Below are 22,944 nucleotides of genomic sequence, written 5' to 3'. Positions count from 1 at the left end.
TATTAATTATTCTTTTTTTTGTTCATTCAAGCAACTAGATTAACTATACCTCTGTTATCTAGATCACATATTTATTAACTAAAACCTGCTAGCGCTAAACAACTAAAAATTAATACCCAGTCAAGTTTCATATAGGGTTAAAACTGCAATATCAGGTTAAGGAATCCGTTATGCCATTTTATGTTAAACAAGGTCAGATCCCACATAAACGCCATATAGCCTTTGAAAAAGAAAATGGTGAGCTTTACCGTGAAGAATTATTCTCTACTCATGGCTTTTCAAACATATATTCTAATAAATATCATCATAACATGCCGACTAAGGCTATCAATGTCAGCCCTTATGAGGTCAATCACGGTGAGGCTTGGCAAGACACGCTCATACAAAATTATAAGCTTGATTCACGCAGTGCAGATTGCGAAGGTAACTTTTTTACTAGCCGTAACAAAATTTTTTATAACAATGATGTCGCACTTTACACCGCCAAAGTCACTGAGCCAACCAACGAGTTTTATCGAAATGCCTATGCTGATGAGGTGATATTCATTCACGAAGGTGAAGGACAACTGTTTAGCGAGTATGGGGTGATTGAGGTTAAAAAGTGGGATTATCTTGTTATTCCACGGGGTACAACTTATCAATTAGCATTTAATGACTTTAGTAATGTCCGTTTATTTGTGATTGAGTCTTTCTCAATGGTTGAAGTGCCTAAGCATTTTCGCAATGAGTACGGCCAACTACTTGAATCAGCCCCTATTGCGAACGTGACTTACGCACACCAACCTTAACCGATGCCGTGGTTGAAAAAGGCGAATTTCCATTAGTATGTAAATTTGGCGACAAATACCAGTTAATGACCCTTGAATGGCATCCTTTTGATTTAGTTGGCTGGGATGGTTGTGTTTACCCTTGGGCATTTAACATTACTGAATATGCACCCAAAGTGGGCCAAATTCATTTACCGCCGTCGGATCACTTAGTATTTACTGCACATAATTTTGTGGTGTGTAACTTTGTACCGCGTCCGTATGATTTCCACCCAAAATCCATTCCTGCCCCTTATTACCACAATAATATCGATAGTGATGAAGTTTTATATTATGTCGATGGTGATTTTATGAGCCGTACAGGCATTGAAGCAGGCTATCTCACCTTACATCAAAAAGGTGTACCTCATGGGCCGCAACCTGGTCGTACCGAAGCCTCAATCGGCAAAAAAGACACCTATGAATATGCTGTAATGGTAGATACGTTCGCCCCACTCAACCTGACCTCTCATGTAAAACATTGTATGAGTGAAGATTACAACCGCTCTTGGTTAGAAAATTAATCTTAAAAATTTAGTGACTCAACCGATAACCAAACTTTTTAAGTCGCCACAGAGTGACGGCAAGATGCAAATAACGAGGAAATAACAATGGCAAGCCAACAAAACCCACTGGGACTTTTAGGAATTGAATTCACAGAATTTGCTACCCCAGATACAGATTACATGCATCAAGTCTTTATAGATTTCGGCTTCTCAATGTTAAAAAAGGCCAAAAATCAAGACATCATTTACTACAAGCAAAACGACATCAACTTTTTACTAAATAAAAGTCGTAACGGATTTTCAGCAGAATTCGCAAAAAACCATGGTCCTGCGATTTGCTCAATGGGTTGGCGTGTTGAAAATGCCGATCTTGCCTTTAAATTAGCCGTTGAACGTGGTGCAAAACCTGCTGATGATGACAATAAAGATATGCCATATCCTGCGATTTACGGTATTGGTGATAGCTTAATTTATTTTATTGATACCTTCGGCCCAGAAAACAATATCTATGCCACTGACTTTGACGATTTACCTGATCCAATTATCACGCCAGATAAAGGCTTTATTGAAGTAGACCACCTTACCAATAACGTCTACAAGGGCACCATGGAAAAATGGGCGAACTTTTATAAAGACATTTTTGGCTTTACAGAAGTCCGATACTTTGACATTAGTGGTGTACAAACAGCATTAGTTTCTTATGCCCTGCGCTCACCAGATGGCAGTTTCTGTATCCCTATCAATGAAGGTAAAGGCAATAACAACAACCAAATTGATGAATATTTGAATGAATATAATGGCCCAGGCGTGCAACACCTTGCCTTTAGAAGCCGTGACATTGTCGGTTCATTAGATGCTATGGAAGGTACAAGTATTTCAACGTTAGATATTATTCCAGAATATTACGACACCATTTTTGATAAATTACCCCAGGTCACTGAAGATCGTGAGCGCATTAAGCATCACCAAATTTTAGTCGATGGTGATGAAGAAGGTTATTTATTACAAATTTTCACGAAAAACTTATTTGGGCCAATCTTCATCGAAATTATTCAACGTAAAAATAACTTAGGTTTTGGCGAAGGTAATTTCAAAGCATTATTTGAATCCATTGAACGAGATCAAATGAAGCGTGGCGTTTTATAAGCCGATGCAAAAATAGTGAATAATAAAGCCAGCTTTGTGCTGGTTTTATTATTTGTCGTTGATTACAATCGCCGTTTCAATTAATCATGAAATTAACTCCATGCCTGATTACGCTTTACTAGCCGTATTTATCCCCACTTTCTTTTTTGTCTCTATTACCCCTGGTATGTGCATGACACTGGCCATGACCTTGGGCATGAGCATTGGCGTACGCCGCACTTTATGGATGATGATCGGTGAGTTGGTCGGCGTGGCCATCGTCGCTGTTGCGGCGGTATTAGGTGTGGCCAGTATTATGCTGAATTACCCTCAAGCATTTGATTTGCTCAAATGGTTTGGCGGGGCTTATCTAGTCTATATTGGTATCAACATGTGGCGCGCTAAAGGCAAAATGGCAATTATTGATGGCCAGCAAGTTAACACCGGCAGAATAAGCTTGATTAGTCAGGGATTTATAACCGCTATCGCCAATCCAAAAGGTTGGGCGTTTATGATCTCTTTATTGCCCCCTTTTATTAATGTCGATCGCCCTGTAGCCCCACAATTATTTGTTTTACTTAGCATTATTATGATCACCGAAAGCCTATCCATGCTGGCTTATGCCAGTGGCGGCAAGAGCCTAAGGTTATTTCTAGCCCGTGGTAACAATATCCGCTGGATGAACCGCATTGCAGGTAGCTTAATGATGTTAGTTGGAATTTGGTTAGCCTTAGATTAAGCGATGCAGATTAGTTTCATCCTCTAACAGCATGAGATATCCATTCGTTTAGCCTTTGTCTTTAAACGGAAGTTGTTGTGAAATTTGTTGTTGATAAATCTTCATTTGCTGTTGTTCTTGCAGACAATAATCGGCTATCGCATCTGCAAAAGAGGAATGTTGAATAAGGTGCTTTGAATACGTCATAACAGGCTCAAATCCACGGGCAACTTTATGCTCGCCTTGTGCACCTGCATCAAACACGGTTAACTTGTTCGCAATCGCATATTCGATACCTTGGTAATAGCAGGTTTCAAAATGTAAGCCATTTATTTCTTGCAAACAGCCCCAATAACGCCCATATAAATGGGAACCTGACGTAAAAAACAGCGCTGCTGCAATCAAATTATCTTGGTTATTTTTTACCAATAATAATTGAATTGCCTCCCCATAGAATCACGTAGCAACATGAAAAAATCAGGGTTTAAATACCCTCTATGCCCAGAACGTTTTAAATAGGTCGTCTGATAACAATCAATAAAATGCTGCCACTGTTCAAGGGTTGCTTTATCACCTTGGACAAATTGATAACTTAATTGATACTCAGTTAATAACTGGCGCTCTTTACGAATATTCTTGCGCTTTCTTGATGACATACCAGCCAGAAAATCATCAAAGTCGTAATAGCCCTTGTTTAACCAATGAAATTGACAACCAACACGAGTAATTAAGGTATCTTGAGGCCAAATAGCTTGCTGCTCTGGTGATATAAACAGCCCATGCCAAGATGATAACTGCTGTTCTAATAAGCATTGTTGTAGAAAGTGGGTCACTAAATGGATTAATTGAGCTTTATCCGCTTGTGTCAATGTCTGCGAGATAGCCAAACGTTGCCCTTGGGCGGGTATAAAAGGCACACTGGTTACTAACTTTGGGTAATAGTTGAGTCCATTGCGTTGGTATGCATCCGCCCATGCCCAATCAAATACATACTCACCCCAAGAATGATTCTTTTTATACATGGGCATAATGGCGATGATATGATTTGTTTGCTGATCACGAGCAAGCAAGTGGCACACTTGCCAACCCGCTTTAGCACCTAAACAATGGCTTTGCTCTAACGCCAGTAAAAACTCATAACGAGTGAAAGGGTTGTCATCACAAAATAGCGCCGACCACACCTCTTTACCAATTAATCTTATATCTGCACAAAGTGAAAACGAACAATCAGTTAGCAATCCATTTACCTTTTATTGATGTAAAAATCACGAACAGCATACCAATTTATTCTAAGCTATGGCACAGTCTATTGATTAATAGGAATTCACCTACCTAAGTTAAGGACTTTTTGTGCCAGCTAATATTCAATTGAAACCAATTATTCTCTCAGCACTGATTACATTAACTTTTACAGCAGCCACATTTACCTCTCCCACAAGCTATGCCAATGAAAGTTCAATTTTTAGTGGCATGGCCACCGCTCAACCAATATTTGCCAAACATGGCATGGTGGTAAGCCAAGAAGCCATCGCTAGCCAAATTGGAGTGGATATTTTAAAACAAGGCGGCAATGCAGTTGATGCTGCGGTCGCGGTGGGTTTTGCGCTTGCGGTGACATTACCTAGAGCCGGTAATATTGGCGGCGGTGGTTTTATGCTGGTACATATTGCCAAAGATAACAAAACTATTGCTATTGATTATCGCGAGACCGCACCCAATAAGGCCCATAAAGATATCTTTTTAGATGAAAAAGGCAATGCGGTTGACAAGCTCAGCCGTGAGCATGGTTTAGCCGTAGGTGTACCAGGCACAGTCATGGGCATGGAACTAGCACTCAAGCATTACGGGACGATGAGCTTACAGCAAGTTATCGCCCCAGCAATCAAGCTCGCCCAAGACGGCATCATTGTCACATTGGATCTAGCAAATTCTTTGGCAGGGCTTAAGCGCCGAATTGCGCAATGGCCTAGTTCAAAAGCGATATTCTACCGGCCAGATGGCAGCAACTTTGAGGTTGGAGACACCCTTAAACAACCTGAACTGGCCCATTCATTTAGCTTAATTGCTCAACAGGGCAGTAAAGGGTTTTACCAAGGTGAAACCGCTGAAAAAATTGTCAATGCAGTTCAGCAAGCCGGTGGCGTTATGTCCTTAACCGATTTAGCTCACTACAAAGTGGTCGAACGTGAGCCCATCCGAGGGCAATATCGAGGTTATGAAGTGATATCAATGCCTCCCCCCTCTTCTGGTGGCGTGCATATTATTGAAATGTTGAATGTGCTTGAGCATTTCCCTATCGACAAACTTGGCCATAACACAGCACAAACACTACATGTGATGGCCGAAACTATGAAATATGCCTATGCCGATCGTAGTGAGTTTTTAGGTGATCCTGACTTTGTTACCGTACCGACTCAGCACCTAACTAGCACAGACTATGCGAAAAAAATTGCCAATAAAATTGCATTAAATAAAACCACCCCTAGCAGCGAGATAAAACCTGGCCAAGTTGATGGTGATGAAAGTCCACAAACAACTCATTACTCGGTAGTTGACCAATGGGGAAATGCCGTTTCCAACACTTACACACTCAACTTCAGTTATGGATCTGGTTTAGTGGCGCAAGGCACAGGTATTTTGCTAAACAATGAAATGGATGATTTCTCCGTTAAGCCGGGTGTCCCAAATGGTTATGGCTTGATTGGCGGGGAAGCCAACGCAGTACAAGGCAATAAACGGCCATTAAGTTCAATGAGCCCAACCATTGTAATGAAAGATGGCAAACCGTTTTTAGTAACAGGAAGCCCTGGGGGCTCTCGGATCATCAATATCACTTTGCAAATCATCATGAATGTCATTGACCATCAATTAAACATTGCTGAAGCAAGTGCAGCACCACGAATACATCATCAATGGTTACCAGACTTTTTATGGGCTGAGCGTAGTTTAAATAACGATACAATTTCGCTATTGGAGGCAAAAGGTCATCAAGTAAAAGTGCAGCAATCGATTGGCAGTACGCAATCAATCATGATTACCGAGCAAGGAAAGTTTGGCGCATCGGACCCACGTAGAGCAGGTTCTGCAGCCATTGGTTATTAATTGTAAATCACTTTAAGGCTTATTGATTCGCGTTGAGGCCAACTCCAACTTTGCCTCAACGTAGGGACAAGTCATTCCAAATAAAACGGTCCTAATAATATTAATCCATATATTGATCAACTTGTCTGTTACATGCGCCACCATATAAATAGATGAAACATTTAAACCCACTCTATTAATAGACGTTTTAAACAAACGAAATTTATTGCGCCCTATTAAATCGACATTTAAATCTCGACAATAAAGTAGCTGAGTAATTCGGTCGAACTTTTAGGCAATGACGCTATATAATAATAACCATTTTTAACACTGCCACTCTACTTGTTAAAAAATACCACAAACCACTATTTTAAATAAGAAAAATAAATACCAGCGCTCATACTTATAACTTTGGATACAAAAAGATACCAAATCATGTTATAAAAAAACAATACAACTGATATAATTTCATAATATTGCAGCATTATATTCACAAGAGCTAAATTTGAAAAACCTAAAAATCAAGCATCGTATTGCACTACTTACTTTTGTTGCATTAATCAGTTTTGCCATCTCGTTATTTATTAACAATCAGACAACATCAAATAACGCACAGCGTTTAACGTCTTTGCAATTGCAACTTTACCCGGTATTAAATTTAGCAATTGTCAATGAAGGTTTAGTCATTCAACTTGATCAACTTATTCAATCGACAGTGACCACTGGCGAAGAGGATAATCTGGTCATTGTCAGCAAGATGGTGGAACAAATAAAAGATAATTTATCTCAAATAAGTACTTTGTTGCCGAGTGAGTCAAACACAAGCCAACGCTTGTCTCGCGATATTAGCACCTATCATGATAACGCCAACAAGCTAGTTAAGGCTTTTTTAGCTGATGATGTTGATCTTAATAGCATTACATCACAAGCAGCTACAAACGCAGATCGCTACCAGCAATTAGCCAAAGATTTCAAACAGCAACACTTAGCTTTTGAACAGCAATTCAAAGCTAACATTGAAAACACAATTAATGAGGCCAATCACTCACAAGTTGCAGTACTAACAGTTGGGCTAATTGCCACCATAATCATGATTATTATGGGACTTATAGTTAACCAATCCATCATAACAACCCTTAGTAACGTCACCGCATCATTGGAAAATATCTCCCAAGGAGAAGGCGACCTTCGCTCTCGTATTCAATATGACGGAAAAGATGAGATTGCTGAATTAGTTTATTGGTTTAATCAATTTGTTACTAAACTTCAGTCATCCATTGCCGATACTAAACAAACGACTGATAGTCTTAGTGCGGTTTCTACAACCTTATTAACCGGTAGTAAAAACAGTGAACAAACAGTAAAGCAGCAAAATGATGCTATTGAGCAAATTTCACATGCAATGGCAGAAATGTTTATCAGCGTAACCCAAATAGCAGAATATGCTGCTGATGCAGCATCAGAAGCCGACAATGCCAATACTGAAGCGAATTATGGAAAACAAGTTGTCAATGATGCCGTTAATACCATTAAGAAATTAGCTGAGGAAGTGCAATCAACCTCTGTTGTAGTTAATCAACTCGATGCATTTACCAGTAATGTCAACGACATTCTAGATACCATTAGAGGCATTGCCGACCAAACCAATTTACTAGCTTTAAATGCGGCCATTGAAGCAGCAAGAGCCGGTGAACAAGGTAGAGGATTTGCGGTTGTAGCCGATGAAGTTAGAACACTTGCTTCAAGAACCCAAGCGTCAACTCAAGAAATACAGCAAGTGTTGCAAGAATTGAGAACAACCTCAAAACAGGCCGTTGATGCTATGCAGCGTGGCGTAGGCACCGCAACTGACGGTGTAAAATCAACCATTTTAGCTGGGGATGCACTAACCAGTATTACCAACAAAGTCAGTGCAATCAGTGTTGTGAATGAGCAAATTGCCACAGCAACAGAAGAGCAGCACAATACATCCGTTTTGATCCAGCAGTATGTGGCTGAGATTGAAGCGAATGCATTGAAAGTAAAATCCACGACTGAAGATATGGGCGGTATTAGTTACGATATTCTTAACGTGAGTAAACAGCTTCAAGTCATAACCAATCAGTTTAAAGTGTAAATTTAATACACAACATTATTGGTTGGCATGCTAAAAACCAACTACAAACATATAGTTACAAAAATTATAAGCCCTTGTGGCATGATGAGTGATGAAAAAGGAGTAACACGATGAAGTTTAATTTGAAAGCGCTACCTTTAGCGATTTCTATCGCTTTGGTTCCAACAGCTGTATTTGCTAATGAAACCACCGATGAAAAAATCGAAAAACTAGAGCAACAGGTTGCAACATTACAAGCGCAGCAAACTAAAAATTTAACTGAAAAATTCAGTTTTAACGGTTTTATCAGCGGTGCTTATATCAGTTCTAATAATAGCGCAGGCTACAATAATGCCACGACTAGTTCAGATTTTAGTCAAGACAGTAAAATAGGCTTCCAAGGTACCTTTAATATCAGTAACCAAACTCAAGCAGTTTTACAGTTAATGATGAAAGGCGAAAATAATTGGGACGTTGAAGCGGAATGGGCATACCTTTCTCATCGTTTTGATAATGGTATTAAAATCCGTGGTGGTAAATTGCGTTTACCATTATTTATGTATTCTGATTATCTAGATGTTGGTCATGCTCAACCTTTTGCACGTCCACCTGCAGAGGTTTATGATCAAGTTTCCTTCACTTCATATACTGGCGGTGATATATCCTATGATGTTGAATTTGAAGACTCAACTTTAACATTTCAGGGATTTGGTGGTGAATCTATCATTGACAACAAAACTTCAGATATAGAACTTTCTAATATAGCTGGGCTTAATGCAAACTGGACAGATTTAACTTGGACTGTTCGCGGTGTCTATGGTTATGGCAATTTAGGTGGTTTTTTACTCGATAACACAGGCTCTCCATTTCTTACTATTGATGATGAGAAATCAACATTCTTAGGTTTTGGTGGCGGTTATGATAATGGTGCGTTCTTGGCTATCGCTGAATGGACACAAGTGGAAGTAAATGGGCTTTTACCTGATATGGAATCAGCCTATTTAACACTAGGTTACCGGATTAACACATTTACGCCTTATGTTACTGTGGCTTATTCAAAATCCACTGATGATAACGAAAGAGCTGCGTTACCTCCACAATTAGGGATACCGTTAAGTCTTGGGCTAAATGAAAAACGAAATGCATACAGTGTTGGTTTGAGATGGGATGCTCTTGATAACGTTGCATTGAAATTTGATGTTACCTATGCAAATGATTTTGGTGACACTTCAGGAGGTTTGTCAGGTAACAGCTTTAACCCATCAACAGGTGAGTTTATGCTAGATGACACTCTTGTTTATACCGTTAAATTCGACGCAGTATTTTAAAGGAGCGACGATATGAAGAAGTTATTATCTGTATTAGCGCTCTCTATGGGTGTGGCATTTACGGCATCTGCAGGTGTTGTTGTCATTGGTAATCCAGCTGCGGCAGACATGTCACTAGCTGATGCTAAAAAAGCCTTTTTAGGTAAAGGTAATTCATCACTTGTCGTTTATGAATTAGACGAAGGTAATGCAACCCGCACTGAGTTTCACAGTGCTGTCACCGGAAAATCAGACTCGCAGCTAAAAGCATTTTGGTCAAAGCAAGTGTTTACCGGTAAAGGCAACCCACCAGCAACAGTATCAAGTGCTGCAGCGATGAAGTCAGCCGTTGCGTCAAACCCCAGTGCAATTGGCTATATTGACGAAGCTGATCTTGATGCTTCAGTAAAAGTAATACTAAAACCTTAATACTAATACCTTAATACAAATACCTCGAAAGGTTAACTGTGTAAAGTAAAGGTAGATAACAGTGGTGTGATGCAACAATGTGTCACACCACTTTTTTATTAGTATGTACCTATAAGGATCTCAAATAGTGGAACTTTAGCAAGGTAAACATCGCTTAATATTAATAAGCTGTTAAATTTCACTCTTAAACTATTAAAAACAGAGGTTGATATAAAAATCGAATTTAATAGCAATCACAGTAAATAAGTGATTAGTAATAGCGAATAAAAATGCATAATAACAATGCTGTTTTTATAATAATCCATTATTATTAATAAAAATCCAACACAATTGCCGAATGTTTTCACAACCTAAAATCAGTCAGTATTTATTACGACTAGTATAATATCAGCGTCATAATAAACTGGCCAATCTGTACAGCTCCGCTAAATTATTTAAAAATTTAACATAAATTAATCTATACCATAATATTAAAGAACAAATAATAAACAACAAAACGATTCGATAGTTTAGTTATTAACCACCTCACTTTAGCCATTAAAAATTACAACTAAAACGCGACAAATATCACACCACTGTAACGTTCATGTTATATAATCCCACAGGTTATTAGCAAAAAATCAAATATAATCATAGATATATTGTTATAGAACAGGGGCAACATCGCCTCGGGGTCAAATAGGATAAATAATATGCACAATAAAAAAGTATTAGCACTTGCTATTGCAGGTGTGATGGGGTTATCTGCCTGTAATTCTTCAAATAATGATATGGTAGAATCAATTGAAGTTGATTTACGTATCTTAGAAACCAGTGATATTCATACCAATATAATGGATTATGATTATTACAAATCTAAATATGATCCAACCATTGGTCTTGCCCGCACAGCAAGTTTAATTAAGCAACAAGCCACTGATGCGACAAACTTTGTACTTGTTGATAATGGTGATTTATTGCAAGGCAGCCCTATGGGCGATTATATAGCCAATAATTTCAAACGTGATAACACCATTGGTGGAACACATCCCGCTTACAAAGCAATGAATACCCTAGGTTATTCGGTTGGTAATATTGGTAACCATGAATTTAACTATGGTTTGGATTTTTTAAAAGAATCCATCGATGGTGCAAACTTCCCCTATATTAATGCCAATGTATTATGTAAAGCGGATTGCTGGGAAGGCAAGCAACAAGGTGAAAACTTATTTACGCCTTATATCGTCGAAGAAAAAACCGTTTTCGATAATAACGGTGACCCACAAACCATAAAAATTGGTTATATCGGCTTTGTTCCACCACAAATTTTATTATGGGATAAACAAAACCTAACAGGTAAAGTCACTGTGATGGGCATTGTTGAAGCGGCTGAAAAGTTTGTGCCGATGATGAAAGCTGAAGGTGCTGATATTATTGTTGCGATTCCACATTCTGGTGTGGGTTCTTCTAGCAATCCTACTGATGTAAACGATGAAAATGCAACTTGGGCACTGTCTAAAGTGGCAGGTATTGATGCTATAACCTTTGGTCACAGTCACTCTGTATTCCCTTCTAGTACATTTACTGGTTTAGAAAATGCAGATCTTGAAAAAGGCACCATTAACGGGGTTGCCGCCGTTATGCCTGGTCGTTGGGGAGATAACCTAGGTGTTATTGACTTTAAATTAACTAAAGTTGACGGTAAATGGACAATTGTTGATAGCGTCGCTAAAGCGTTACCAATTTATGCAAATAAAACTGAATTAGTCGCAGCGGATTATGGTGTACGTGACGCAGTAGCAAAAGAACATGCTGAAACCATCACTTATGTATCACAACCCATTGGTGTTGCAACATCAGACATGTATAGCTTTTTGAGTTTGGTGCAAGATGATCCAACGGTCCAAATTGTGTCTAATGCGCAAATCGCTAAAGTCCAACAAAACCTCACACCAGCCTTAAAAGATATTCCCGTTTTGTCTGCATCGGCGCCATTTAAGGCCGGTGGACGTCATAGCACAACAGCAGATGCCGAAAGCTATGTTCAGGTTCCCGCTGGAAACTTAACATACAAGAATGCCGCTGACCTCTACCTTTATCCAAATACTATGGTTGCAGTAAAAGTAACTGGGGCACAAGTAAAAGAGTGGTTAGAATGTAGTGCAAACCAATTTAATCAAATTAATCCAAACTCAACTGAACCACAGTATTTGATTAACTGGGATACCCACCGTACATATAACTATGATGTTATTGATGGGGTGTCATACAAAATTGATGTCACCCAAGCTAATCGAACTGATGGTGATTGTAAGGTTGTAAATGCCGACGCTCATCGTATCGTAGAGCTAAGTTATACTGACGGCGACATGGTTTATACAGGAGCTGAATTAGATAGCAAAGAGTTTATTATTGCGTCTAACAATTACCGTGCCTTTGGTGGTAAATTTGCCGGTACTGGGTCAGAATATGTCGTAATGGAACTACCAGATACTAACCGTGAGGCTCTAGCGCAATACATCACAGCACAAACAGAAGCCAATGGTGCAGTTGATCCAAGCGCAGACAATAACTGGGACTTTGTTACTATTAATTCAGACGTTAAACTAGACGTTCGCTTTGAAACACAAGACAGTGCAATTGCTGATGAGTTTGTTACTAAATACCAACAACGCAATATCACAAAACGTACTGATGTGGCTGATGAGTTTGGATTTGCCGTGTATAATATCGATTTACAAAACTAACTCTATTATCAACTAATTAGTCTTGTTCACGAATAACCAAAGCCCTGTATACGCAGGGCTTTCTTTTATTAATTTACTAATCAATAATAACTCAAACCGACCACAAAAGTTACAACATGATAAATCAAAAAATATTAACAGCAGTAATTGTCACAGCTCTGACTGCCCTACTTCAATTAACCAGCTATAGCAGCACTGCCGAAACTCTGAAAGTCAACCAACAGCAAACTCATTTAAATCCAATCCAAGCTTCTAACGACAATCAACAAATATCACCTGCTCATTGGACATTCTTTCTCGTTCGCCATGCTGAAAAAAATAAAGGCGCAGATCCAGAATTAACCCCTGAGGGTGTTAAACGCGCAAACCGCTTAGCATCTATGCTGCAATACATTCCACTAGATAAGGTTTATTCAACAGATTATCGCCGAACTGAACAAACTGCATTACCTACAGCAAACTTAAACAATCTTGCTGTAGAAAATTACCAAGCGTCTGATTTACTGAGTTTTAGTGAACAACTGCTGACCACTCCAGGAAATTACTTGGTGGTTGGTCATAGCAATACAACTCCGGTTTTAGCCTCCTATTTATCAAAACATAAAACATCAAAAATGGATGATCTGAAATCCTATGATCGCCTATATGTAATTGAAGTATTTCAAATGGGCTTAGAAAAACATGCCACCTTAAAAGTGATAAGCTACTAAACTGGCAAAGTTGAGTTAAAGCAATATTGTTTGTAATTTTAACTATCAAAAAAAACATGCACAGCAAAAACTGTGCATGTTGATAAAGTTAATAAGTCTAGAACGAATACCCTAGTATCACTCTGAATCTAACTGTTGTTGTGGCTCACTATGGTTAGGCCAAGCATTAATGACTGCTTTGACTAATGAGGCTAAAGGGATCGCAAAAAACACGCCCCACACCCCCCACAAACCACCAAAAACCAATACTGCGGCAATTATCACAACAGGGTGCAAATCTACAGCATCACTGAATAAAATCGGCACAAGCACATTACCATCAAGCGCTTGAATAATAGCATACCCCAACATGAGGTAACCAAATTCTGGCCCTATTCCCCACTGTACAAAGGCCACTAATGCAATGGGCAAGGTCACTAGTGTTGCACCAACATACGGGATCAATACCGATAAACCAGTTAATACGCCTAACAATGCCGAGTAGCGCAATCCCATTAAGGCAAAGAATACATAACTAAAAATACCCACAATAATAATCTCAATGACTTTACCGCGAATGTAATTAAAAATCTGTTGATCCATTTCAAACCATACTTTACGTGCAAGCCCTCTATTGGCAGGGAAAAAGCGCTTACTACCATCTAACAGTTGTTGTTTATCTTTTAAAAAGAAAAACACTAAAAGTGGGACCAAAATGGCATACACCATTAACACTAATAATGAAGCCGAGAAGCCAACTAATTGCTTAGCAAAATCTAACAGGTGTTGTGTATCAAGCAATTTTTTAACTTCGGTTAGCATGGTATCTATTTGCTCGGCACTGATATATTGAGGGTAATCTTGGCTTAAATCACGGATCACCACCATCCCCTTATCAAGCATGGTCGGTAAATCAGATGCTAAACTAATGCCTTGGCGCCAAATGCTGGGCATCAATACTAATAACAACACCATCATAATGCCTAAAAAAGCGACCAAAACGATTGATGCACCAGCGGCACGGTTAATGCCTAACTTATTCATTTGCGCTACTGGCCATTCCAGTAAAAACGCCAGTACTAAAGCCACCAACAAGGGGGCCAAGAGTCCTGCACCAAAATAGATAGTTAAACCGATCCCCAATAAAATAAACACCAAAGTAATAGCTTGTGGATCACTGAATCGGCTTTTATACCAGTCTTTTAAAAACTCTAACATCGCAACACCCTGTATATACGTATAAAAACTAACCTTTCACGAGGTTATTTTTCAATATTGATTGCCATTATTGCGTTATCTTGTTGCAATACCGTCACTAAAAAACCACTTTTTTTTGCCCATGCGGGAACATCTTTGAAAGAACCGGGGTCTGATAATAAAACTTGTAATATTTCGCCTGGTTGCAATTGCTTTAAATGCAGTTTTACCTGTACTAAAGGATAAGGACAGCGATATGTGGTTAAATCAATTTGTTTCATACTGAATTTGGTTTTAATAATCTGGAGCTATTATCCTTGCTTGCATAGTAAACCTCAAGCTAACAGAGTAAACTCCTATACCTGAAAAGCATAAATTTTTGATGTAAATCTTAAACTTGCTAGGTAAATAAGAGGTTATAAGCCAATTCATTTGTTTTTAAAGGTGTCACTTGCGAAATTTATCTTTTGTTAATATTTCAAAAACCATTGTAGCCAGTGCGCTAGCCGTTATGTTTTCTGCCTTTATTGCTAGCAGTCATGCAAACAATGATTTACCGGATTTAGGTACTGCAGCAGTAAATACCTTTAGTTTAGAAAAAGAAACCATTTACGGCGATGCCTATATGAGAGTTATTCGCTCATCCGCACCAGTCCTAAATGATCCTGTGCTAAACCAATATTTATCTGAGCTTGGCAATCGACTTGTTGCTCATGCAACAGGAGTGAAAACACCTTTTTATTTTTTCTTACTCAGAAATGATGAAATTAATGCCTTTGCTTTTTTTGGCGGTCATGTGGGTGTTCATACCGGGTTATTTCTCAATGCTGATACAGAAAGCGAACTCGCCTCTGTACTTGCACATGAAATTACCCATGTCACTCAGCGCCATTTAGCACGCTCATTAGAAGCTCAGCAAAAAAGCTCAACAGCAACGATAGCAGGTTTACTCGGGGCAATTTTATTAACCATTGCCGCACCACAAGCTGGTATGGCGGCGCTAGCAACCACCCAAGCCTTAGCCACCCAATCAAAAATCAATTACACCCGCTTACATGAAAAAGAAGCCGATCGTATTGGCATGCAAACCCTGGTTGAAGCAGGCTTTGACCCTAATGGGGCCTCCAATTTTTTTGCTGAATTAGCAACCCGCTATCGTTTTACCACCAAACCGCCTCAAATGCTATTAACTCACCCATTACCAGAATCTCGTATTACCGACGCACGCAACAGAGCTGCCCAATATCCTAATCGATATATTCCAGATAATTTAAACTATCAGCTTGCCAAGGCGCGAATTCAGGTACGCTTTTCTAGTTACAGCGATTCTGCAGCATTATATTTATTCGAAGAACAATTAAAAAAGAACAATTATACGTTTAAACAAGCCGCGCTTTACGGCAAAGCCTTAGCGTTATTTAGATTAAAGCGTTTTACAGAAGCTGAAGTAATTATTGATGATTTACTCAAGCAAGATAGCAATAATCTATTTTATATTGATACTAAAACCGATTTACTTGCAGAACGTAAAGCATTTGATGAGGCCATTGTATTTTTAGAAACGCAACGCAAAATAAAACCCGCTTCACAAGTTATTAATGCCAATTTGGCGCACATCTATGTTGAAGCCGATAAACCTAAACAAGCAATCCCCTTACTTGAAGAGTTAATCTTTTTAGATAAGCAAAACACTTTACCCTACCAAATGATGACAGATGCTTATCGAAAAATGGGCAACAAAGCATTAGAGCATTACGCTAATGCAGAAGTCATGGCGTTGAGTGCAAACTATAAAGATGCCATAGATCAGCTTAATTATGCGTATCGTTATTCGGAGGGACAACAATTACAAATTGCCAGAATTGAGGCGCGTATTCGCCAATTCCGTGAAGCTGACAGAAATCTTGAAGCGCTGAAATAAATTTTTTAACCAAGAACCAAAAGATAATAGAAAAACTATGACAAACATTACTATTTTACATAATCCACGCTGCTCAAAAAGCCGTGAAACCTTGGCATTAATTCAGGCAAAGTCAGATAATATCAACATTGTTGAATACTTAAAAAATCCGCCAACAGAGGCTGAAATCAGCAATATTTTGAATTTGTTAGGCTTAACTGCTCGTCAATTAATGCGTACTAAAGAAGATGAATACAAAGCCCAAAATCTTCAAGATGAATCCCTAACTGAATCACAATTAATTTTAGCTATGGTGAATACCCCAAAATTAATTGAACGCCCAATTGTGCTTGCAAATGGCAAAGCGGCAGTAGGACGTCCTCCAGAAAATGTGCTAGCAATAATAGAGTAACAATTGATGACCACTCAAAGTTTGTTTCAACTGTGCCGTGTAGGCTATATTGCGCTTGTTTTACTATTATCCGGCTGGTTCATACAACAAGGGCTTGAAGGCACTTACTCTATGGTGTTTTGCTTGATGTTTATTGTGCCTTTATTAATGCCATTAAAAGGCATTATCCAAGGCAATCCTTATACCTATGCCTGGGCAAGCTTCATTCTATGTTTATATTTATTGCATGGATTAACCTTAGTGTATGTCACTACAGACGCGTTAATATTCGCCGTGATTGAGTCAACTTTAATCGGCGCGTTACTGATAGGGTTTCCTTATTATGCCCGTATGCGTGGTCGCGAATTAGGCTTAGGATTAAAGAAAAAATCAAAGCAAGATGAATAGGTTAACTCACATCATTGATATCTAACAAAGCGCCGAAAGGCGCTTTTTTTTAATTTTTGATTCGAAAAAATGTCATGCTATAGTTTGATACTATTGATAACATTTGGAATAAAAGATGAATAAGCCATCCTTAGCCATATCTTACTTATTTACGATTTGCTGTTTATCTGCTTGTGGTGGCTCGGACTCTTCAACTGATCCAGAGCTTGGTACGCCTATTTCACAATGTGATAATCCGGTACAATGGAATACCATTGAAACCTCTGATTCATTAATGTTTTTGGTTGAGAAAACATACCCTGTAAATACACCTGCTAGCATCATCGCTAAACATACCAGTCAAGATAGTCGCGCCCTAAGCTATACATGGCAACAAATCTCAGGGCCCACGTTAGCATTAGCCAGTGTTAATAGCCCTGTATTAAGTTTTACCCCAACACAAGCAGGAACTTATCAGTTTCAAGTTAATCTGGCTGGCAATAATACTGCTATAGAACAAATTGTATCGATTGATACGACAACCAATAACAACCAGTTAGGTTTAGCGGTCAATAGTGACCATCAAGTGGTACAAGGTAATGGTGTGAGCGTTAGGCTTGAACGAGTAAATGGACAAATTGCCACAAATATACAATGGTGCTCATATGCCAATAACCTTCCTGCTATCAACCTTGATTTAACCAATCCTGAACGCCCGTTATTTATTGCGCCAAACGTCCCAGAAGATAGCGTTGTTTCTCTTCGCGCGTCTGGTCAGATTAATGGTGAAACATTAACCGATGATGTGCATATTTTAGTCACCAAAGAAAATCCTATTAGCTCAACCTATTTCGATGAGCCTGTCGCAAGAACCTATGCTTACAACAGAGACTCGCCATATCGACAATATTTACCAAGATGTGTTTATTCTAATTCACTTAATAACAGCTGCACCATTAACCAGTTACCTTTAATCGGTCAACAAACTAGCAATCCAACCATTGATGATATTATGGATAGAGTTGTCGTTTCCCATGACTGGATGGGTGAACGATTTAAACAGTTTTTACAACAAAAAGATCCAATTTCAGATTTTATTACCTTATTGCAATCTGTCACTGCAATTGTGATCAGCTACGACGTTCGCCCTTCTTTTTACTGGGTCGTTACTGGCGCAATATATCTTGATGCCGACAACTTTTGGCAAACTCCTGCAGAGCGAGATACCATTAATGAAGCACCCGATTACCGCAGTGATTTTGGTAAAGATCTGCAATTTTTAATGCCATGGCGTTATGTAAAAAATAACGATTATGCCTATGATTTTTATCCTTATTATGAAAGAGAGTCTCGCACCATCGATGACTTTACTCCAAGACTTGCCTCATTGCTTTATCATGAGCTAGCCCATGCAAATGACTTTTTCCCTCGAAGTATTCACCACCAATTACAAGGACCAACATTATTAGATGACTATGCCAAGAGAAGTGAAAACAATGCATTAATATCGGATAAACTATCAAGTATTTACCCGTTACAAAGCTCACAAATGACCAGCTTGGCAACAGTCAGTTTTAAAGGCGAAACAGCAACGGCAACTCAAAAAGCCTATCTTCCAAGTGATATCACCCACTTTTTTAGTCAAGATCATGCATCTGATTATTATGCCTACTCTTCTACTCGTGAAGATGCGGCAATGCTATTTGAAGAAGCGTTTATGAGCCATCGATATGATATATTTCGAGATGTTGCAGTCACTGACAACCCAGATAATGAAACGGGTTCAAGTATTATTGTAGATTGGGGGCAACGAGGTCGAGTAGGCTCAACTGACATCCGCGAGCGCGCAGAATATGTTATCCAGCAGATCATGCCGGAAATGAACGCCGGTGATTTAATTGCTCAGTTACCTGCGCCAATACCCATGCAAGCTGGGTTGTCTTGGCTTGATAATTTACCCCTCAATCAAACCATGACAAACGCAGCTTTTAATATACAACAAGCCCCTAGCATGAAAGCCAGCAGTACTCGAGGAATTGATAGACCCATTGAACTCAGCGGCGCTTCACATAAATAAATCATCATAAAAAAACCTAGCTCGGTGGCTAGGTTTTTATGATTACACTGCAAACAGGATTATAGGCGCAGCATCTCTTTAATAAACGGTATTGTCAGTTTGCGTTGATGCACCATTGACGCCTTATCTAATTTATCCAAAACATCAAACAATGTTCGTAAATCACGCGCCATTCGCGTTAATAAAAATCGTCCAACTTCGTCCGACAACTGTAAGCCTCTCATTGCAGCACGGCGTTGTAATGCAACAAGTTTCTCATCATCAGCCATTGGCTGCAGTTGATAAATTAATCCCCACTGCATCCGTGAAACCAAATCGGGTAACGAAAATCCTGCCTCTGAAGGAGAGGCACTGCCAGTCACAATTAAGCGACAATCTTGCTGCTCTGCAATTCGATTATACAAATGAAACAACGCTTCTTCCCACACTGGATGACACGCAATTGCATCAATATCATCAATACAAATTAAATTCAGTGTCTCTACACCTTCAAATAAAGCAGGTGAAATACTCGCATGGATCCCAAGAGGTATGTATAACGTTCGCCTATCTAAATCATTGGCATGAGCACAAGCTGCATGCATTAAATGTGTACGACCTGATTTATGCGGCCCATAAAGATAAAGTGAAGATGACTGAGTGCCTTCTGCACAGGCTTGCAGTTTTTGAATTAATTCATCATTACCTGACGCAGGATAATAACTATTAAAAGTTTCATCGTCAGGTAGATAAACAGGCAAAGATAATTGACGTGGAGAGGATTGGCTCACTCAAACATTCTCAAAAGTAAACATAACGCAGCCGCTATCATATCATAAGCGGCTATATGGTTAAATCGTACTGTTACTATTGTCCAATCCATTCATAGATTAACTGCACAGTTTCAGCGTTTGGTGTTTGTCGATAAGCATCTACACCACCCATGGCATCAATTTTTGAGAGACGCTTATCAATGTTCAGCAACCGTTGTAAATCATCAACACTCCCAAATAAAGAGACATTAAAAGCCACGATATTGTTTTGCAATTGCTTTACTGAGATTGCCTTAACTGCACTAAGTTGTTTTAAGTAGCTTTCTAACTCGACTAACTGACTCATGCTGTCAATGCCAACAAAACTTACACTAGTCTGTATACTGTTGCCCGTTGAGGCAATGGCATATTGACCAATATAGTAATCGGCCAATAATGACACTATTCGATTTACTGCAGCGTTTTCATCAACCGTTTGCCCTTGCTGCATAATTAATGGCTGTAAAAGACCATTTTGACGGGTTTTATCAAATAAAGATATTTGAAAACGAACAGCTCCCACTGTAGGTGTTATATCTGCTATAGCAAAATAGTCCGCCTGATACCGTGCAGAAGAATCACTCACGACATCAGTAAACATACCTTTGACATCGGTCGCTGAAACTGCCATTAAATCATCCAAATCCATCAATGGTAATAAAAGTGGAATACCTTTATTAATGGATGACGACGCAAAGCTTGCTCGAAGTGGGTTGTTACTTGAATCGGCTAAAATAACGGTTTCATTGTCTTGCTCTACCGTTAACCACAAAAGGGTTAATGGTCGCTGAGCGCCCCAAACAGCTAAATCGGCTTGGCGGAGTGTGTCAATAATCCGCTTATGATCAAAACTCGCACTTAATACTAAGTTATCATCGACTTGACGATAACCATATTGAGTTAATAGCACTTCAGGATTATCAATTTGCGCCTTAACCAATGGGTGCATAACCACACTAGGACTGCCAGAGTTTTTCACAAATACCTTTGCTAGCGCTTCTTTCAGTGCTTCGACTTTAATATTACTGGCACGAGAAGGCACAACAATATCCGCCTCATCAAGTTGAGATACCTCAACTGCCACTGTCGCATGACTATAAATAGCAATAGATAACGCAAAGAGTTTGATTATATTTTTTAGCATTAGGTGACATAAACGCGATTAAAATAAGTGTTCAAAGTGTAACATATTAAAAAACATAATATCTACGGAGATTACCCTATGCATCGCTTGTTCATCCCCCTGCAAGGCGCACAAATGTTGTTTGTGGCCTTTGGGGCATTAGTTTTAATGCCACTTTTGTCCGGATTAGATACCAGTGTGGCATTATTCACTGCCGGCATTGGTACCCTTTTGTTCCAAATTATTACCAAAAGACAAGTTCCTATCTTTCTGGCATCTTCTTTTGCCTTTATTGCCCCCATTCTTTACGGCGTTCAAACATGGGGTATCCCCGCTACCATGGGAGGTTTGATGGTCGCAGGCTTTGTTTACGTACTGCTCGGCTTAGTGGTTAAATTAAGAGGAAGTGACTTTATTCATAAACTTCTGCCTCCAGTGGTTGTTGGCCCAGTGATTATGATAATTGGCCTTGGACTTGCGCCACTTGCAGTTAACATGGCACTGGGTAAGACAGGTGATGGTAGTGTACAGCTAATTGAAGGTAATACCGCATTAGTTATTTCATTAGCTTCATTAATAACAACAATATTAGTCGCCTCTTTTGCAAAGGGGATAGCTAAATTAATGCCTATTCTTGCCGGTATTATTGTCGGTTATAGTTTGAGTTTACTTTATGGAGTAGTCGATTTCACCGCAGTGAATAATGCGGCTTGGTTAGCGGTGCCAAACTTTGTTGCACCAGAATTTCACTGGCAAGCGATTCTATTTATGATCCCAGTTGCGATTGCGCCTGCGGTAGAACATATTGGCGATATACTCGCAATTTCTAATGTAACAGGTAAAGATTATTTCAAAAAACCAGGTTTACACCGCACACTTACAGGTGATGGTATTGCAACCATGGCCGCATCAGCTTTTGGCGGTCCACCAAATACAACCTATTCAGAAGTCACTGGTGCAGTCACCCTAACCAAAAGCTTTGACCCTCGTATTATGACTTGGACTGCCATCACAGCCATTACTTTAGCCTTTGTGGGTAAACTTGGCGCATTATTACAAACCATTCCAGTACCTGTAATGGGGGGAATTATGTGTTTATTATTCGGCACGATTGCTGCCGTTGGACTAAACACACTGATTCGTCACCAAGTCGACTTATCTGAGCCAAGAAACCTTAGTATCGTCGGGGTAACTTTAGTATTCGGGATTGGTGGCATGGCATTTGGTATCGGCGAGTTCAGTTTAACTGGGATCAGCTTATGTGGCATGATCGCCATTGTAATGAATTTGATTTTGCCTAAAACCTCACTAACTAATAAAACGGCAAGTTAACTAACTGCGAGCCATTAACATTGGTGTTTTAATGGCTCGCCACTATAGCTAACATTCAGTATTTAAAAGGTTTCGATCTTTTTAATTCGCGCGCTTTAAGCGTTTCAACAAGATCCGCTTTTTGTGTTTCTGTTAAATTTTGCCAAGATAAGATTTCTTTTAAGCTACGATGACAACCCAAGCAAATATCTTGCTGATCTAAACAGCATTGGCGTATGCAAGGCGATGGAATAAACTCCGTATTGTCAGAATTCATGTGACCCA

General features: G+C 39.2%; 18 protein-coding genes and 2 pseudogenes. 14 read left to right on the top strand and 6 right to left on the bottom strand.

Features of this window, described 5'->3' with window-relative positions; genetic code table 11:
- Window positions 1-170 precede the first annotated feature (170 nt).
- The 3 genes and pseudogenes from HBH39_RS07860 to HBH39_RS07850 all read left to right on the top strand — a co-directional run bounded on the left by HBH39_RS07860 (window position 171) and on the right by HBH39_RS07850 (window position 3,176).
- Window positions 171-1,330 (top strand): annotated as a pseudogene (locus HBH39_RS07860) (homogentisate 1,2-dioxygenase).
- An 87-nt stretch (window positions 1,331-1,417) separates the two neighbouring features.
- Window positions 1,418-2,458: a 4-hydroxyphenylpyruvate dioxygenase gene (gene hppD, locus HBH39_RS07855; protein WP_167677132.1), complete on the top strand. Its 1,041-nt coding sequence runs from the start codon at window positions 1,418-1,420 to the stop codon at window positions 2,456-2,458.
- A 100-nt stretch (window positions 2,459-2,558) separates the two neighbouring features.
- Complete coding sequence (locus HBH39_RS07850; RefSeq protein WP_167680013.1) at window positions 2,559-3,176, top strand: LysE family translocator; 618 nt, start codon at window positions 2,559-2,561, stop codon at window positions 3,174-3,176.
- 48 nt (window positions 3,177-3,224) lie between these two features.
- Here HBH39_RS07850 and HBH39_RS07845 read toward each other — a convergent pair.
- Window positions 3,225-4,336, bottom strand: a pseudogene (locus tag HBH39_RS07845) (GNAT family N-acetyltransferase).
- A 211-nt stretch (window positions 4,337-4,547) separates the two neighbouring features.
- Between HBH39_RS07845 and ggt the strand changes: the two are divergent.
- From ggt to HBH39_RS07815, 6 genes are all read left to right on the top strand, one after another.
- Window positions 4,548-6,257, top strand: coding sequence for a gamma-glutamyltransferase (ggt, locus tag HBH39_RS07840; RefSeq protein WP_244325788.1), 1,710 nt, complete (start codon window positions 4,548-4,550; stop codon window positions 6,255-6,257).
- Window positions 6,258-6,741: 484 nt separating this feature from the next.
- Window positions 6,742-8,352 (top strand): methyl-accepting chemotaxis protein, encoded by a 1,611-nt coding sequence (locus HBH39_RS07835; protein WP_244325761.1) that lies wholly within the window; start codon window positions 6,742-6,744, stop codon window positions 8,350-8,352.
- Between the two features lie 110 nt (window positions 8,353-8,462).
- Window positions 8,463-9,659 carry a porin gene (locus HBH39_RS07830; RefSeq protein ID WP_167677130.1) on the top strand — a complete coding sequence of 399 codons (1,197 nt, stop codon included), beginning with the start codon at window positions 8,463-8,465 and terminating at the stop codon, window positions 9,657-9,659.
- Between the two features lie 12 nt (window positions 9,660-9,671).
- Window positions 9,672-10,067 carry a phosphate ABC transporter substrate-binding protein gene (locus tag HBH39_RS07825; RefSeq protein ID WP_167677128.1) on the top strand — a complete coding sequence of 132 codons (396 nt, stop codon included), beginning with the start codon at window positions 9,672-9,674 and terminating at the stop codon, window positions 10,065-10,067.
- Between the two features lie 692 nt (window positions 10,068-10,759).
- Window positions 10,760-12,793, top strand: coding sequence for a bifunctional 2',3'-cyclic-nucleotide 2'-phosphodiesterase/3'-nucleotidase (locus HBH39_RS07820; RefSeq protein WP_167677126.1), 2,034 nt, complete (start codon window positions 10,760-10,762; stop codon window positions 12,791-12,793).
- Between the two features lie 116 nt (window positions 12,794-12,909).
- Window positions 12,910-13,503, top strand: a complete 594-nt coding sequence (locus HBH39_RS07815; RefSeq protein ID WP_167677124.1) for a histidine phosphatase family protein — start codon at window positions 12,910-12,912, stop codon at window positions 13,501-13,503.
- 117 nt (window positions 13,504-13,620) lie between these two features.
- On the opposite strand, the gene HBH39_RS07810 is transcribed toward HBH39_RS07815, so the two are convergent.
- Both HBH39_RS07810 and HBH39_RS07805 read right to left on the bottom strand, forming a co-directional pair.
- Entirely contained in the window at window positions 13,621-14,700 is a 1,080-nt protein-coding gene (locus tag HBH39_RS07810) for an AI-2E family transporter (protein WP_167677122.1), read from the bottom strand.
- Window positions 14,701-14,744: 44 nt separating this feature from the next.
- A complete protein-coding gene (locus tag HBH39_RS07805) occupies window positions 14,745-14,960 on the bottom strand; it encodes a sulfurtransferase TusA family protein (RefSeq protein ID WP_167677120.1) in 216 nt (71 codons plus the stop codon).
- Between the two features lie 170 nt (window positions 14,961-15,130).
- On the opposite strand from HBH39_RS07805, the gene HBH39_RS07800 reads away from it, so the two are divergent.
- From HBH39_RS07800 to HBH39_RS07785, 4 genes are all read left to right on the top strand, one after another.
- A complete protein-coding gene (locus HBH39_RS07800; protein ID WP_167677118.1) occupies window positions 15,131-16,600 on the top strand; it encodes a M48 family metalloprotease in 1,470 nt (489 codons plus the stop codon).
- 37 nt (window positions 16,601-16,637) lie between these two features.
- Window positions 16,638-16,991, top strand: a complete 354-nt coding sequence (gene arsC / locus HBH39_RS07795; RefSeq protein WP_167677116.1) for an arsenate reductase (glutaredoxin) — start codon at window positions 16,638-16,640, stop codon at window positions 16,989-16,991.
- 6 nt (window positions 16,992-16,997) lie between these two features.
- Window positions 16,998-17,378 carry a DUF2069 domain-containing protein gene (locus HBH39_RS07790; protein WP_167677114.1) on the top strand — a complete coding sequence of 127 codons (381 nt, stop codon included), beginning with the start codon at window positions 16,998-17,000 and terminating at the stop codon, window positions 17,376-17,378.
- Between the two features lie 115 nt (window positions 17,379-17,493).
- Window positions 17,494-19,434, top strand: a complete 1,941-nt coding sequence (locus tag HBH39_RS07785; RefSeq protein WP_167677112.1) for a PKD domain-containing protein — start codon at window positions 17,494-17,496, stop codon at window positions 19,432-19,434.
- Window positions 19,435-19,493: 59 nt separating this feature from the next.
- On the opposite strand, the gene hda is transcribed toward HBH39_RS07785, so the two are convergent.
- Both hda and HBH39_RS07775 read right to left on the bottom strand, forming a co-directional pair.
- On the bottom strand, window positions 19,494-20,204 hold the full coding sequence (gene hda, locus HBH39_RS07780; protein WP_167677110.1) for a DnaA inactivator Hda: 711 nt from the start codon (window positions 20,202-20,204) through the stop codon (window positions 19,494-19,496).
- Between the two features lie 76 nt (window positions 20,205-20,280).
- Complete coding sequence (locus HBH39_RS07775; RefSeq protein WP_167677108.1) at window positions 20,281-21,369, bottom strand: DUF2066 domain-containing protein; 1,089 nt, start codon at window positions 21,367-21,369, stop codon at window positions 20,281-20,283.
- A gap of 78 nt (window positions 21,370-21,447) precedes the next feature.
- On the opposite strand from HBH39_RS07775, the gene HBH39_RS07770 reads away from it, so the two are divergent.
- Window positions 21,448-22,680, top strand: coding sequence for a uracil-xanthine permease family protein (locus tag HBH39_RS07770; RefSeq protein ID WP_167677106.1), 1,233 nt, complete (start codon window positions 21,448-21,450; stop codon window positions 22,678-22,680).
- Between the two features lie 55 nt (window positions 22,681-22,735).
- On the opposite strand, the gene HBH39_RS07765 is transcribed toward HBH39_RS07770, so the two are convergent.
- Window positions 22,736-22,936 (bottom strand): DUF1289 domain-containing protein, encoded by a 201-nt coding sequence (locus HBH39_RS07765; RefSeq protein ID WP_167677104.1) that lies wholly within the window; start codon window positions 22,934-22,936, stop codon window positions 22,736-22,738.
- Window positions 22,937-22,944: the final 8 nt, after the last annotated feature.

Origin of the sequence: Shewanella aestuarii, from assembly GCF_011765625.1 — a bacterium.
GTDB classification, from domain to species: Bacteria; Pseudomonadota; Gammaproteobacteria; order Enterobacterales; family Shewanellaceae; genus Shewanella; species Shewanella aestuarii_A.
The sequence above is the reverse complement of the archived record's forward strand: the minus strand, read 5'-3'. Positions and strand labels throughout refer to the sequence as shown.